12 protein-coding genes and 2 rRNA genes are annotated in these 13,961 nt (G+C 69.3%); 4 read left to right on the forward strand and 10 right to left on the reverse strand.

The window, feature by feature from the left end; genetic code table 11:
• Nucleotides 1-106 precede the first annotated feature (106 nt).
• A complete protein-coding gene (locus Q0Q23_RS08750) occupies nt 107-1,471 on the forward strand; it encodes an FAD-binding oxidoreductase (RefSeq protein ID WP_295122104.1) in 1,365 nt (454 codons plus the stop codon).
• Between the two features lie 45 nt (nt 1,472-1,516).
• Here the strand turns inward: Q0Q23_RS08750 and Q0Q23_RS08755 are convergent, their stop codons facing one another.
• Nucleotides 1,517-2,068, reverse strand: a complete 552-nt coding sequence (locus tag Q0Q23_RS08755) for a thioesterase family protein (protein ID WP_295122106.1) — start codon at nt 2,066-2,068, stop codon at nt 1,517-1,519.
• A 140-nt stretch (nt 2,069-2,208) separates the two neighbouring features.
• Between Q0Q23_RS08755 and Q0Q23_RS08760 the strand changes: the two genes are divergently transcribed.
• Nucleotides 2,209-3,066: a LysM domain-containing protein gene (locus tag Q0Q23_RS08760; RefSeq protein WP_295122108.1), complete on the forward strand. Its 858-nt coding sequence runs from the start codon at nt 2,209-2,211 to the stop codon at nt 3,064-3,066.
• Between the two features lie 35 nt (nt 3,067-3,101).
• Here the strand turns inward: Q0Q23_RS08760 and menD are convergent, their stop codons facing one another.
• The gene (gene menD / locus Q0Q23_RS08765) at nt 3,102-4,901 is read right to left on the reverse strand and encodes a 2-succinyl-5-enolpyruvyl-6-hydroxy-3-cyclohexene-1-carboxylic-acid synthase (protein WP_295122111.1); all 1,800 of its coding nucleotides are present in this window, start codon (nt 4,899-4,901) and stop codon (nt 3,102-3,104) included.
• Nucleotides 4,894-5,250: a PLDc N-terminal domain-containing protein gene (locus Q0Q23_RS08770; protein WP_295122113.1), complete on the reverse strand. Its 357-nt coding sequence runs from the start codon at nt 5,248-5,250 to the stop codon at nt 4,894-4,896. Before Q0Q23_RS08770 ends, menD begins: the two co-directional genes overlap by 8 nt.
• 42 nt (nt 5,251-5,292) lie before the next feature.
• Between Q0Q23_RS08770 and Q0Q23_RS08775 the strand changes: the two genes are divergently transcribed.
• Entirely contained in the window at nt 5,293-5,673 is a 381-nt protein-coding gene (locus tag Q0Q23_RS08775; RefSeq protein WP_295122115.1) for a DUF4229 domain-containing protein, read from the forward strand.
• On the opposite strand, the gene Q0Q23_RS08780 is transcribed toward Q0Q23_RS08775, so the two are convergent.
• The 3 genes from Q0Q23_RS08780 to Q0Q23_RS08790 form a co-directional block, all read right to left on the reverse strand.
• A complete protein-coding gene (locus Q0Q23_RS08780) occupies nt 5,661-6,644 on the reverse strand; it encodes a 1,4-dihydroxy-2-naphthoate polyprenyltransferase (protein ID WP_295122117.1) in 984 nt (327 codons plus the stop codon). The genes Q0Q23_RS08775 and Q0Q23_RS08780 overlap by 13 nt on opposite strands.
• Nucleotides 6,645-6,670: 26 nt before the next feature.
• Nucleotides 6,671-7,831 (reverse strand): AMP-binding protein, encoded by a 1,161-nt coding sequence (locus tag Q0Q23_RS08785; RefSeq protein ID WP_295122120.1) that lies wholly within the window; start codon nt 7,829-7,831, stop codon nt 6,671-6,673.
• 136 nt (nt 7,832-7,967) lie between these two features.
• The gene (locus Q0Q23_RS08790; protein ID WP_295122122.1) at nt 7,968-8,879 is read right to left on the reverse strand and encodes a 1,4-dihydroxy-2-naphthoyl-CoA synthase; all 912 of its coding nucleotides are present in this window, start codon (nt 8,877-8,879) and stop codon (nt 7,968-7,970) included.
• A 57-nt stretch (nt 8,880-8,936) separates the two neighbouring features.
• Here Q0Q23_RS08790 and Q0Q23_RS08795 point away from each other — a divergent pair, with 57 nt between their 5' ends.
• Nucleotides 8,937-9,929, forward strand: a complete 993-nt coding sequence (locus Q0Q23_RS08795; RefSeq protein ID WP_295122124.1) for an o-succinylbenzoate synthase — start codon at nt 8,937-8,939, stop codon at nt 9,927-9,929.
• Nucleotides 9,930-9,942: 13 nt separating this feature from the next.
• Here Q0Q23_RS08795 and Q0Q23_RS08800 read toward each other — a convergent pair whose 3' ends face one another.
• The 4 genes from Q0Q23_RS08800 to Q0Q23_RS08815 all read right to left on the reverse strand — a co-directional run.
• Nucleotides 9,943-10,962, reverse strand: coding sequence for an HAD-IIA family hydrolase (locus Q0Q23_RS08800; RefSeq protein ID WP_295122127.1), 1,020 nt, complete (start codon nt 10,960-10,962; stop codon nt 9,943-9,945).
• Nucleotides 10,937-11,782, reverse strand: a complete 846-nt coding sequence (locus Q0Q23_RS08805; RefSeq protein ID WP_295122129.1) for a hypothetical protein — start codon at nt 11,780-11,782, stop codon at nt 10,937-10,939. The genes Q0Q23_RS08800 and Q0Q23_RS08805 overlap by 26 nt, the downstream gene beginning before the upstream one ends.
• A 960-nt stretch (nt 11,783-12,742) precedes the next feature.
• Nucleotides 12,743-12,859, reverse strand: a 5S ribosomal RNA gene (gene rrf, locus Q0Q23_RS08810).
• A 132-nt stretch (nt 12,860-12,991) separates the two neighbouring features.
• A 23S ribosomal RNA gene (locus Q0Q23_RS08815) occupies nt 12,992-13,961 on the reverse strand; the annotation flags it as partial.

A 13,961-nucleotide genomic window follows, 5' to 3' on the forward strand; every position in this document is an offset into this window, starting at 1 on the left:
GCGGCTGACGCTCGGGACGTCTCCGCGGCGATCACGCGGACCACCCCTGTCCGCCCTGCGCGGACAGGGGTGGTCCGCTGTCGGTGGCCTCCCCTAGGTTCTCCCCATGGGAATCGATCACGAAGCTCTCGCGCGCCTCCGCGCGAACGTCCAGGGAACCGTCTACGTCCGCGGCGACGACGGCCTCGCCACAGAAGTCGCCTGCTTCAATCCGGCGATCCGCCACGACCCGGACGTCGTGGTCGCCGCCCGGAGCGAGGATGACGTCGCGTCAGCCGTGCGCTTCGCGCGCGACAACGGCCTGCCGGTGCGCGTCCAGGCGACCGGCCACGGGGCCGAGGCGCCGATCGTCGGCGGCCTCATCGTCTCCACCCGGGCGCTCGACACGATCTCCGTCGACGCGCCGGCGCGCCTCGTCCGGCTCGGCGCGGGCGTCCGCTGGGCACCGGTCATCGAGCGCGCGGCCGAGCACGGGCTCGCACCCGTCACCGGCTCGTCGACGAGTGTCGGCGCGGTCGGCTACACCCTCGGCGGCGGTCTCGGGCCGCTCGCCCGCACTCACGGCTTCACCGCCGACTGGGTCCGCGGCTTCCGTGTCGTCACCGCCGAGGGCGACATCGTCACGGCCGATGCGAACACGCATCCCGAACTGTTCTGGGCGCTCCGCGGCGGCAAAGGCGGCCTCGGCATCGTCACCGAGATGACCCTGGAGCTCGTGCCGCTGACCACGCTGTACGCCGGCAGTGTCTTCTTCGAGGGAGACGCGATCGAGCCGGCGTTCCGAGCCTGGGTGAGCTGGGCGGCAGAGCTGGGCGAGGAGGCGACGACGTCGGTCGTGCTGTTGCGGGTGCCCGATGTGGAGGGTGCGCCCCCGCCCCTGCGCGGCCGCACCCTGCTGAGCGTCCGGTTCGCCTATCCCGGCGACAGCGCGACCGGCGAGCGGTTGTTCGCCCCGATCCGCCGGGCCGCTCCCGTCTTCCTCGACGCCGTCGCGGAGATTCCGACGACCGCTGTCGCGACCATCCACAATGACCCGGAGCAGGGCTCGCCGTCCTGGATCCGCGGCTTCATGCTCGACGACTTCGACGCTGCAGACGGCGACGCGCTGATGGACGTCGCCGGCCCGCGGGTGCAGAGCCCGTTCCTCGCGCTCGAGATCCGGCAACTGGGCGGCGCGGCTCGCCGCGACACCGCCGACGGCACCGCGGTCGGCGGGCGGGACAGCGGGTACACGCTGAGCGCGATCGCAGCCGATCCCGCGACGTTCGACAGCGCCGCCCCGGCAGCGGCGGAGGCGCTGGCACGCGCACTCCGGCACCGGATCTCCGCGGTCACGAACGTCAACTGGGCGGCCGACCTCACCGACCCGACGACGTTCGAGAGCGCTTGGCCGGCAGGCGTGCACGCGCGGCTCACCGAGGTGCGTGCCTCCTACGATCCCGATCGCGTGTTCGCCTTCGGGCCGAGCTGAGCGGGCGCCGCCCTGCCCTCGACGAGCGGAGGCGAGCGGGAGCGGTCACTCGCTCCACACGCTCGGCGCCTCAGCACGCGTCGAGGGCAGGGCGGCGTCCGCACCCCATTCCAGCAGCCACTCGGGCACCGTGACGTCAGTGGGAGGCGGCCCGACGGCGTCCAGCAGTTCCGCGATCGACACGACGCCCCCGGCGCGCTTCAGAAAGCGACCGCGGATGAACGCCTGCGTGTAGATCTCGCCGTCGACCGTGAACCGCTGTTCCACATACACCGCCTTCTCGTCGAAGCCCAGGATGCGCGACTCGACGACGAACGGTTGCCAGAGCTCCAACGACTTGCGGAACGAGATCGTCTCCGACGCCACGACGGGATACCAGCCGCGCTCCTCGAAGATCGCCCAGACACCGTTCCTGCGGAGCAGGTCGAAGCGGCCGATGTCCGCGATCGACAGGTAGACCCCGTTGTTCATGTGCTTGAGGATGTCGAGATCCGTCGGCAGCACCCGGAACCGCGTCCGTGCCACATCCCAGTGGCCGAGCCGTGCGCCGAAGCGGGAGAGGAATGCGTGGAGCATCGTCCGGAAGATCATGTGCACGCGGTCATGCTAGTGACGCGCATCGGCGACCTCACGTTCGTTGTCGACGGCCTCCAAGACCGCTAGGGTTCTGCGAGGGGGAAATCGTGTCGTTTCGAACAAACCACGGTCGGCGTCGGCCGTCGGGAGGTCCCGCACGCGTGCGGAGGACTCTCGGCTCGGTGATGACCGCGGCGGCCGTCGTCTCGGTGCTCGCCGGCTGCGCTCTGTTCGGCGGCGGCGCCAAGCCCACGCCGACGCACACCAAGACGCCCACGCCCAGGCCCACGAGTACGTCGAGCCAGAGCAGGAGCCTTGCGACGGCGACTCCGGTGCCCACGGCAACGCCTGTCCCCGCCGCGACGCTCACCCCGGTGCCGCAGGGCACGGTCGTCGCCGAGGGCAACGTGGCCTCACCATTGGGAAGCATCCATTTCCACTACCGGATGGTCGCGAACGGCGACAACACCTACTCCGCGCAGTACTCCGGCTTCACCTCGACGGTCCCCGTCCCGGTGTCCGCCACGCTCATCGATATCCCGCCGAAGGTGGGCGATGGCCTGACCTACCACGGTGTCGGCGATCACCTGCTCGGGGGCCCGACCACGGCCGCGCAGTCGTCGACGGCGCTGATCAGCGATGGACAGCCGTCCTACCTGACCACCCTCGTCACCTACTCGTCGGCCGCGTCGTTCGACGGTGTGCCGCAGGAGCTCGGGCCGAACAAGGTGCTCGCGGTCAACACGATCCGATGGTCCATCCCGGTTCGGCAGTCGAACGTGCACCCCGTCGACGGCGGAGCCCGCCCCAGCGCGGCGGGGAGCGTCACCGAGACGACTGCGAGCGGCGCACCGAAGAGCTACGAGGTGGCGCAGGGCGATACCACGACGGCGGTCGCGGACCGCTTCGGCATCCCGGTCGAGTGGCTGCTCTGGCTCAACCCGGACCTCCCCGGCGACGGCGGAAACCAATTCCTGTACGCGTCGACGAAGCTGAACCTCGACCCCGACAGCCTCTGACCAGCACCGCGGGGCCTTCCGACATCCGCACCGCGTCACCGCGGCAGCGGCACCTCGAGGATGCTCGGCCCTGCGGGCGGTGCCGAAAGCGCCTGATCCAGCTCACCCTTCGTACGGGCGACGCGGTACTCCCAGCCGTATGCGCGCGCCAGCGCCGCCAGATCGACCGACTGCGGGGTGTAGAGCACCCGGTCGAACGCCTCGGAGGGAGCCGTGGCTGCGACTTCGAGACCGTCGAAGATCGTGCCACCGCCGTCGTTGCCGACGACCACCTGCAGGTGGGGAGGCTCTTCCCCGACGGCGCCGAGCAGCGCTCCGACGTCGTGCAGAAGCGCCAGATCACCGAGCAGGACGCGGGTGACGCCCGGTACCCCTCCCGTGGCGAGGGCCTTCGCCGTGCTGGCGAGTGCGATTCCGGTCGCGGTCGCGATCGTGCCGTCGATCCCGGCGAGTCCGCGATTGGCGTGGACCACGATCTTCTTCCCCGGCACCCTCCGGTCGGCATCGCGGATCAGACGGGATGCGCCGAACACCAGGCGGTCGTGCGGCCAGGTGTACCGCCACAACGCCTCGGCGAGCAGGGCACGCGTGATCGGCGCGCGCACGGCGGCGAGTTCGGCGCGGGCGAACGCCAACGCGTCCGACGGCTCGTACGAGCGTGCCTTTTCGAGATCGGGGGCGGCAGACGCGGGGTCCGCCGAGCGCTCGGCCTCTTCGCCGAGCCGTCGGCTGGCGAACACCCAGCTGCCCACCCATGAGCGCACCTCGGGGCTGCGGAGGTCGACCTCGGCCGGTGCCGTCACTCCTCCCACGACGCGCGCGCGGCGCCCGGGGTTGTACGCTTCGGAGCCGGTCGGTGCGACGACGATCACCTCGACGTCAGCTCGCTGCAGCAGCGCGGGCACCTCTCGGCTGAGGGTCGGATGCCCGAAGACGATCGCGCGCTCGACCCGGCCGCCGAACGATTCGTCGCGCAGCAGTTCGCGGTAGGCGACCACCAGCTCCGGGCCGAACCGGGAGCCGCTCGACACTTCGGCGAGCAGGGGGTAGCCGACGGCGCGTGCGAGCTCGGCGGCCGCGACTCCGGAGTCGGCGCCGGCGACGACCACTGTCAACGGCCCGTCTGCCAACTCCATCACCGATCGTCCCAGCACCACAGGTCCCGCCGTCGCCGGCAGCCGTCCGGGCGCTAATCCGATGACCTCGGGAACCGCGACGGACAGCGGCTCACGGAACGCGACATTGAGGTGGACGGGGCCGGGGTCGGCGGTGGCCGCGCCCATCGCGTCGTCCACCGCGGCGCGCGCGATCGACCGCGCGGCGTCCTGCTCGCCGTCGGCGCCGTCGGGCGCCGGGATGGCACGCGCCCCCCGCACGACCGTCCCGTACAGGCCGTCTTGCCGCGTCGTCTGGTTGGATCGGATCCCACGCAGCTCTTCCGGCCGGTCGGCGGTGACCACGATCATCGGGATGCCGGCCTCGTGCGCTTCCAGCACCGCGGGGTGCAGGTTGGCGGTCGCCGTGCCGCTGGTCGTGACGATCACGGTCGGAGCACCGCTCTCGCGGCTGAGTCCGATCGCCAGGAAGCCGCCGACGCGCTCGTCGATGCGCACGTGGAGACGTGCCGCTCCCGCGCGCTCGAGCTCGGCCGCGGCGAGCGCGAGCGCCTGCGATCGGGAGCCGGGGCTCACCACGATGTCGGCGACGCCGGCTTCAACGAAACCGACGAGGAGGGCGAGCGCGTAGTCGGTGGCGGGGTTACCGACGCGCGGCAACCGCCAGGGCGCTCCGGTCGGGATTTCCGCGGGCTCTTCCGAGACCCGCGGGTCAGCCATCCCGTCGGCCGGTCTGGTCGTCGGGGCCGTTGTCGTCGAGTTCGGCGAGTTCCTTCTCCAGCCTCCGAATGCGCTCCTCCTGATCGTGGTCGATCCGCAGCTTGCCGAGGAACTCGGGGTCGTCGTCCGGTGCACTGATGCGTCGCCCCATCTCGGCTCTGCTGCGCCGGCCTCGGCCGACGAGGAACCAGAGGATGCCGCCGATGATCGGGAACAGGATGATGATGAGAAGCCACACGGGCTTGGGTAGGCCACGCACCCGCGAACGGTCGAAGAGGGCGCAGTCTGCCACCGAATAGATATAGAACACCGCGGCTGCGACGCCGAGGACTATCCAGAGGCGAACCATGGCTACATCGTAACTCTCAGACGGCGTGCCTAAGCTGGGAGGGTGAAGCGGATTCCCTCCTGGTTGACCTACACCGTGCTGCGACTGGTGGTGTTCGTCGTGCCGCTGGTCGTTCTGCTCGTGATCGGGATCGTGTGGTGGGCCGCGGTCATCGCCGCCGCCCTCATCGGGCTCTGCCTGTCGTACATCCTGCTCAGCAAGCCGCGGAACGCCGTCTCGTCGGATCTGTACGCCGCCCGTCACCGCGACAAGCCGGCGCCGTCGCCCGACGACGAGGAGGACGCCGCGATCGACGCGGCCGGGTCACAGGTGGCCGCTGGTCCGTCAGCCGGTGCAGAGGCGGCTCCGTCGACCGCCGCCCGCTCCGACGCCGCCCGCTCCGACGCCGATCAGGGCGGCGCCCCGTCCGGTCAGAAGGCGTAGGCCGCGCCGAGCGCGATCGCCACGAGCAGGCCGGTCAGGCTGGTGAGCTGAAGTGCGGTGACGAGTTCGCGCGGCGTCTTGGCGAACAGCGTGATGACGCAGGCGGGCAGCGCGGCGAGCAGCGCGAACATCCCGAACCACGCGAACGGGTAGAACAGTGCGAGCACCGCCAGGATGCCGAATGGCACGAGCAGGAACACGCAGAACACGATCCGCGAGGTCAGGTTGCCGAGCAGCACGGCCAGGGTGCGCTTGCGCGCCTGTTTGTCGGGCCCGATGTCGCGGATGTTGTTGACCATCAGGACCGCGCAGGCGATGAGTCCCGCGATCACTCCGCCGAACCAGGATTCCTGGTTGACGGATCCGGACAGCATGTAGGTCGTGCCGACCGTCGCGACCAGGCCGAAGAACACGAACACGAAGAGCTCGCCGAGTCCGTAGTACCCGTAGGGCCGCTTGCCGCCGGTGTAGAACCAGGCTGCGGCGATCGCGGCCGCGCCGACGATCAGTACCCACCAGTGCTGGGTGAGGAGGACGAGGATGAGCCCGGCGACCGCCGCGAGGCCGAAGAAGGTGAGGGCGACCGTGAGAACCTTCTTCGGTGCGGCCTTGCCCGATCCGGTGAGTCGTCCGGGCCCGACACGGAACTCGTCGGTGCCTCGGATGCCGTCCGAGTAGTCGTTGGCATAGTTCACGCCGATCTGGAGGAGCACGGCGACTGCGAGACAGAGCAGTGACCGCACCGGGTGCCAGATGCCGGCGCCCTCGACGACTTTCGCGGCTCCGACACCGATCAGCACCGGTGCGACGGCAAGCGGGAGGGTGCGCAGGCGCGCACCGGCGATCCAGTCGGCGGTCGTCGCAGGGCGCACCGCCGAAGCCTTGGCGCCCGGGCGTCCGCTCCTGCCGCCACGTGGTCCTCGCGCCGGAGGGGGCGCCATCCGCTGCATCCGGGGGTTGTTCTGGCTCATCACAGAGCGAATCGTAACAACAACCGCTATGCCTCTGACTCCGCATGGCCGGCGGCGCGTGCGAGCCGGGCGGCGCTCAGGCGGTCCGGCTTGCCGCTGCTCAGGCGCGGCAGCTCGGCCACCGTGACGATCCGGGCCGGGGCGGCTGCTCGGCCCAGTTCGCGGGAGACCCGCTCCCGAAGTCCGGCCAGGTCGTCGCTCCCCGTCGCCACGACAACGGGCACCTGTCCCCACTCGTCGTCGTCCGCGGCCACGACGACGGCCTCGCCGAGCGCGGGCACCGATCGCACGATGTACTCCACGGCGTCGAGGAGCACCTTCTCTCCTCCCGAGATGAGGACGTTGTCCGACCGTCCGCGCACCGTCACACGGCCGTCGACCACGTCGCCGAGGTCACCGGTGCGGTACCAGCGGACTCCGCCGTCCTCGTGGAACGCGGCTGCAGTGCGCTCGTCGTCATCGATGTAGCCCTCCGCCAGTGTCGGCCCGCTGATCTCGAGGAGCTGGTCGACGGCGCGCACGACGGTCGTCCCTATGGGCACGCCGTCATAGACGCATCCTCCGGCCGTCTCGCTCGAGCCGTAGGTGGTGAGCAGGCGTGTTCCGAGGGCTTCGGCGCGCGTGCGTACCCCCGGATCGAGCGATTGCCCGCCGACGAGGATGCCGTCGAAGCGCCGCAGCGCGTCTCCGGCTTGTCGCAGCCCGCCCTCGGCCGCTTCGACGATGCGTGCGAGCTGCACAGGCACGAGCGACGTGTAGAGCTGTTCGGCGTCGAGTCGCGCGGTGAGCTCGGCGAAGCGCAGCGGATCGAAATGCCCCTCGCCGTAGTAGACGGGCTCCGTCCCCGCAGCCAGCGATCTCACGAGCACCTGCGCCCCTGCCACATAGTGGGCGGGAAGCGCGAGCAGCCACTGGCCTTGGCCGCCCATCGCGCCGGCCGAGGCCGCTGCGCTCGCAAGCAACGCGTCGGCGGAGAGCGCCACTCGCTTCGGCACGCCGGTCGAGCCCGAAGTCTCGATGACGAGGGCCACATTCTGCGACGCGCGCGCGCCGATCGGCGGCCACTGGCTCCCGTGCTCCGCGCTCCGGGGGACGACCGCCGGCCCCCCGTCGGCGAGTGCAGCGCGCAGCGCGACGAACACCTCCTCAGGCTGACGCGCGTCGACCGTCCGGTACGCCCGCGTCATGTCCGCGCCGGCCTGTCCGCGCCCGGGGCCGCCGACGCGCTCAGTGCCGCCGACGCGCTCAGTGCCACCGACGCGCTCAGGGCCGGTGCGGCGCTCAGTGCCGCCGACGCGCTCGTGGCCGCCGACGGAGACGCGGTCAGTACTGCCATGGGAACGGAGACCAGTCCGGCTCGCGCTTCTGGAGGAACGCGTCCCGCCCCTCCACCGCCTCGTCGGTTCCGTAGGCCAGGCGGGTCGCCTCACCCGCGAACACCTGCTGGCCCACGAGACCGTCGTCCACCGCGTTGAACGCGAACTTGAGCATGCGGATCGCCGTGGGCGACTTGGTGAGGATCTCCTCTGCCCACTCGACGGCTGTCTCTTCGAGCTCGGCATGCGGCACGACGGCATTGACCGCTCCGCGCTCATATGCCCGCTGCGCCGAGTACTCCCGCGCCAGGAAGAACACTTCCCGACCGAACTTCTGGCCCACCTGGCGAGCGAAGTAGGCGCTGCCGTAGCCGGCGTCGAACGATCCGACGTCGGCGTCGGTCTGCTTGAACCGCCCGTGCTCCGCACTCGCGATGGTCAGGTCGCACACGACGTGCAGCGAGTGGCCCCCGCCCGCCGCCCAGCCGGGAACGACCGCGATGACGACTTTCGGCATGAACCGGATGAGCCGTTGCACCTCGAGGATGTGCAGCCGGCCGCTGCGCGCCGTATCGATGCTCGACGCCGTCTCGCCCTCGGCGTATTTGTACCCGTCGCGGCCGCGGATGCGCTGGTCGCCGCCGGAGCAGAACGCCCAGCCGCCGTCTTTGGGGCTCGGCCCGTTTCCGGTGAGCAGCACGACGCCGATCCGCGGATTGGTCCGAGCGTCCTCCAGGGCTGCATAGAGCTCGTCGACGGTGTGTGGTCGGAAGGCATTGCGCACCTCGGGACGATTGAACGCAACGCGCGCGATTCGCCCGGTGGCATCGTGGTGATAGGTGATGTCGGTGAGTGCCCCGAAGCCGGGGACGTCCCTCCACACCGCTGGGTCGAAGAGCTCTGATACTGCCGAAGACATGCCTCAAGCCTACGATCGCGCCGATCGCGCGGGAGGCGGGCGTGCCAAACTTGTGGAATGCTGGCCCACCTCGACGACCTGTTAGGGACGGCCCGCGTCGTCCGGCTTCCGATGCGATCGCGGTTTCGAGGCATCACGGAGCGAGAGGCCGTCCTCTTCGAGGGGCCGGAGGGCTGGACCGAGTTCTCGCCATTCATCGAGTACGCCGATGATGAGGCCGCCGCCTGGTTGCACGCCGCCATCGATTTCGGCTGGCGTGCACAGCCGACGCCGGTGCGTCACGAGATCGCCGTCAACGCCACGGTCCCGGCCGTCGCTGCAGACGCGGTTCCTGCGGTCCTCGACCGCTACCCCGGCGCCCGCACGGCCAAGATCAAGGTCGCTGAGCCCGGCCAGACGCTCGCCGACGACGTCGCTCGCGTGCGCGCGGTGCGCGACAGGTTGGGCCCGGAGGGACGCGTCCGCGTCGATGCGAATGCGCTGTGGAACGTCGACGAAGCCGAGCACGCCATCCACGCCCTGGCGCCGTTCGACCTCGAGTATGTCGAACAGCCCTGTGCAACGATCGACGAGCTCGCCGAGATCCGCGAGCGCACGGGCTACATGGGCATCCCGATCGCTGCGGACGAGAGCGTCCGCAAAGCGAGCGACCCGCTGGCGGTCGCCCGGGCCGGCGCGGCCGATCTGCTCGTGGTCAAGGCGCAGCCGTTGGGTGGAGTGCACGCCGCGCTCCGGATCGTCGCCGAAGCCGGGCTTCCCGTCGTGGTCTCCAGTGCACTCGAGACGTCGGTGGGTATCGCGATGGGCGCGGCCCTGGCTGCGACGATTCCGGTACTCGACTTCGATTGCGGTCTCGGCACGGTCGCGATGTTCGAGGAGGATGTGGCGGAGTCGCCGCTGGTTCCCGTCGATGGCGTCATCCGGGTCGAGCGCCCCGACGTTTCCGCGACGCAGCTCGACCGCCTCGCCGCGCCGGACGACCGCCGCGACTGGTGGCTCGACCGCGTCCGTCGGTGCTACCGGCTGGTCGAGCGCGCGACCGCTCTCTGACGCCCGGCCGGCGTCAGGTGTAGAGCCGGTCCGGAACCTCGAGGCCGTAGATCGCCCGGCCCGAGTTCCAGATCGCCGCGCACGCCGCGCGCAGCAGGTCGACCTCGTCGTCCCCCTCGCTGATGATCCGCACGTCGTTGCCGTCGATTCCGACGGTCGACCTCCCCACGGTCACCGCGCCGTTGCGCGTGGTCTTCAGCTCGGGATAGGGCTCATCCAGTCCCCTGAGATCCCGCAGGATGTATGTCGGGCGGGAGTCGGCATCGGCCGCGAGGAGTTGCTTGGCGCCATCGATTCCGGTCAGGACCAGCACCGAGGCGATGCCGGCCCGATTGGCGCCGAGGATGTCGGTGTCGAGCCGGTCGCCGATGAACAGCGGGGTCGTCGCCTGGAAGCGCGCGATCGCCTCCTGGAAGATCGCCACCTCCGGCTTGCCTGCGACCAGCGGCAGCCGGCCGGCTGCAGTGTGCACGGCGGAGATGAGTGTGCCGTTGCCCGGGGCTATCCCGCGCGCGACGGGGATCGTCCAGTCGGTGTTCGTCGCGATCCACGGCCGTTCACTGTCGCTGCGTCCCTGGAGTGCGAACGCGGCCTCGGCCAGGTGCTGCCACCCGACCTCCGGGGCGAAGCCCTGGATGACCGCGGCCGGCTCGTCGTCCGCGGAACGGGTCACCGAGAAGCCGCCTTTCTGCACTTCGTCGACGAGTCCGTCGCCGCCGACGACGAGGATCGTCGACCCCGCCGGCACGTGTTCGCTCAGAAGCCGGACCGCGGCTTGTGGCGATGTCACGACGTCGCGCGGCTCGACCTGAAGGCCGAGATCGCTGAGGTGGGACGCGACCGACGCGTCGGTGCGGGAGGCGTTGTTCGTGATGTAACCGACACGAATGGTTTCGGCCACGTTGTTGAGGCTGTCGACCGCGTACGGGATCGCGTTCGGCCCGGTGTAGACCACACCGTCCAGATCCGCCAGCACCAGGTCGACGCCGGTCAGCGGAGTAGGGGACTCACTCGTCCGTCGAAACAGCGCCATCGTCCGGCTCGTCCTCCAGTTCGAAATCCTCCTCGACGACGTGGATGGTCTCGAGCTCGGCATCGGCGTGCGCCTCTTCGAGCGCAAGCTCGGCACGCTCGGCCCGCTCACGCCACGTGGCGGCGTCCGCCTCGCGTCCGAGGGCTTCGAGCACCTCCGCGTAGGCGTGGAACAGGTCGGGGCTCCAGCTGAATGCGCGGTTGGGGTCGAGCTGCGGAATCTCGAGTTCCGCCAACGCCGCCTCATCCTGGCCGAGGTCCAAGCGTGCACCGGACATCGCGATGGCGAGCGCGACCTGCACGTCGGTCGGCAGGCTCGCGCGGTCGACGGACCGCCCCAGCTCGAGGGCACGGTCGGGTCGACCGACGCCGCGTTCACTGTCGACCATCAGCGCGATCTGGTCGTTGGAACCGCTGATCCGACGGTAGGTGCGCAGTTCTCGGAGCGCCAGCGCGAAGTCGCCGGTGGCGTACGCCGTGATCGCGAGCGTCTCGCGGACGATGCCGATGCGGCCAGCGCGGCGGGAGGCCGAGAGCGCGTGCCGGTGGGCGAGCTCCGGGTCGCTGTCGATGAGCCGGGAGGCCATCACGAGGTGCTGCGCCACCCAGTCGGCGTTGTCTTTGCTCAGAGTCTTGAGTTCGACGCGCGCTTCCTTCGGGAGCTGACGCGCCTCGACGTCGCCCGGAATGTCCGGGTCGTCGTGACGCGGTCGAACGGAGCGCAGTTCGCGAGCCCGCGCAGCCTCGGCATCGAGCTCGTGCTCGTGCTCACGCGCTGCCCGGTCGCCTCGGGCCGGCCGGCCGTCCTTCGTCCAAAGCATGTCGGGCCGCCCGTCCCGCCCGCGTCCGCTGTGTCCCCCGCGCCCGCCGGGACGGTCACCGGAAGCGCTGGGCTTACGGTTCGGATCCCACGAACCACTCCGGTTCGAATCCGCGCGGCCCGAAGAACCCCGGCCCGAATCACTCCGGCGCGCGCCGCCCTGGGCCGGCGAGCCACGGCGTGGCCGGCCGTCGTAACCCTGCGTGCGGTCACGACCCTGGCCCTCCCGACCCTGGCCCTCGCGGCCTTGGCCGTCTCGGCCCTGGTGGCCGTCTCGTCCGTAGCGACCGCCACTCTCGCCGTCACGCCGGAAGGATCCACCGCCTTGACCGTCGCGACGGTAGTTGCCCCCGCTCTGACCATCCCGAGTGTATTGACCGCCGCGGCTTCCTCCGCCGGCGCCGCCACGTTGGCCGTCGCGGCTCCAGCCACCATCGCGCTGCTGGTCGCGGTTGCCCGAGCGGGCGTTGCCGCCCGATCGGGTGCCACCGCCACCGGCGCCCCCGCGCTGGGACCTGTCGCCCGACTGCGGCCGGCCGCGACCCTGGGCAGCGGAGTCGCGTCGCGGCCCTCCGGCACCGCCGCTTGCACTGGTTCCGGAGCCGCCACGGTTCGACGAGCCGCCACGGTCATGCGTACTCCCTCCCTGTGAGCGGGAGCCGCCCGCCGAACCCCCGCCGCTGCGCGAACCCCCGCTGCTCTGCGGGCGTCCGTTGCCGTGCGGGCGCCCGCCGCTCGGGGAGTCGTCGCGTCGTCCACGACCGGTGCCGCGGCCGCGGTCGTCGCCGCGGGACGCGGACGTCCGGTCGTCGTCTGCCGGTGTATCGCTCACGACTTCTCCTGTCGAGGTGGCGGGTGTCTGCCCAGCCTAGGTGCGTGGATCGCGCGAGGAGCCACTCGCGCGAAATTGTCCGTTAACGCGAAATGGCCACCCATCACTGGGTGGCCATCTCACAAAGAAGTCCGGCGGTGTCCTACTCTCCCACAGGGTCCCCCCTGCAGTACCATCGGCGCAGAGAGTCTTAGCTTCCGGGTTCGGAATGTAACCGGGCGTTTCCCTCTCGCTATGGCCGCCGAAACACTATTGATGTATCAAAGTGAACGATCAAGCTTCGCTTGAATCAGTTCTCGACCGTACATCGAGAACCACATAGTGGACGCGAACAATCTGAGCCCCTCATACCCGCCTTACAACGGTATGAGAGTGGTGATTATCAAGTTATCGGCTTATTAGTACCGGTCAGCTCCATGGGTCTTTAGTCCCCACTTCCACATCCGGCCTATCAACCCAGTAGTCTAGCTGGGAGCCTCTCGCCCGAAGGCATGGAAATCTCATCTCGAGGCCGGCTTCCCGCTTAGATGCTTTCAGCGGTTATCCATCCCGAACGTAGCTAACCAGCGGTGCTCCTGGCGGAACAACTGGCACACCAGAGGTTCGTCCAACCCGGTCCTCTCGTACTAGGGTCAGATCCTCTCAAATTTCCTACGCGCGCAGCGGATAGGGACCGAACTGTCTCACGACGTTCTAAACCCAGCTCGCGTACCGCTTTAATGGGCGAACAGCCCAACCCTTGGGACCTACTCCAGCCCCAGGATGCGACGAGCCGACATCGAGGTGCCAAACCATGCCGTCGATATGGACTCTTGGGCAAGATCAGCCTGTTATCCCCGAGGTACCTTTTATCCGTTGAGCGACAGCGCTTCCACAAGCCACTGCCGGATCACTAGTCCCGACTTTCGTCCCTGCTCGACCTGTCAGTCTCACAGTCAAGCTCCCTTGTGCACTTACACTCGACACCTGATTGCCAACCAGGTTGAGGGAACCTTTGGGCGCCTCCGTTACTTTTTGGGAGGCAACCGCCCCAGTTAAACTACCCACCAGGCACTGTCCCTGAACCGGATCACGGTTCGAAGTTAGATATCCAGAGTGACCAGAGTGGTATTTCAACAATGACTCCACATGAACTGGCGTCCATGCTTCACAGTCTCCCACCTATCCTACACAAGCCACACCGAACACCAATACCAAGCTGTAGTAAAGGTCACGGGGTCTTTCCGTCCTGCTGCGCGTAACGAGCATCTTTACTCGTAGTGCAATTTCGCCGAGTTCGCGGTTGAGACAGTTGGGAAGTCGTTACGCCATTCGTGCAGGTCGGAACTTACCCGACAAGGAATTTCGC

Origin of the sequence: uncultured Leifsonia sp., from assembly GCF_945957465.1 — a bacterium.
Classification (GTDB): Bacteria; Actinomycetota; Actinomycetes; order Actinomycetales; family Microbacteriaceae; genus Leifsonia.

Coding starts and splice junctions, on each gene's coding strand:
- Q0Q23_RS08750 (WP_295122104.1), top strand. CDS start 107: ATGGGAATCGATCACGAAGCTCTCGCGCGCCTCCGCGCGAACGTCCAG.
- menD (WP_295122111.1), bottom strand. CDS start 4,901: ATGGCTGACCCGCGGGTCTCGGAAGAGCCCGCGGAAATCCCGACCGGA.
- Q0Q23_RS08770 (WP_295122113.1), bottom strand. CDS start 5,250: ATGGTTCGCCTCTGGATAGTCCTCGGCGTCGCAGCCGCGGTGTTCTAT.
- Q0Q23_RS08780 (WP_295122117.1), bottom strand. CDS start 6,644: ATGAGCCAGAACAACCCCCGGATGCAGCGGATGGCGCCCCCTCCGGCG.
- Q0Q23_RS08785 (WP_295122120.1), bottom strand. CDS start 7,831: ATGACGCGGGCGTACCGGACGGTCGACGCGCGTCAGCCTGAGGAGGTG.
- Q0Q23_RS08790 (WP_295122122.1), bottom strand. CDS start 8,879: ATGTCTTCGGCAGTATCAGAGCTCTTCGACCCAGCGGTGTGGAGGGAC.
- Q0Q23_RS08795 (WP_295122124.1), top strand. CDS start 8,937: ATGCTGGCCCACCTCGACGACCTGTTAGGGACGGCCCGCGTCGTCCGG.
- Q0Q23_RS08800 (WP_295122127.1), bottom strand. CDS start 10,962: ATGGCGCTGTTTCGACGGACGAGTGAGTCCCCTACTCCGCTGACCGGC.
- Q0Q23_RS08805 (WP_295122129.1), bottom strand. CDS start 11,782: ATGCTTTGGACGAAGGACGGCCGGCCGGCCCGAGGCGACCGGGCAGCG.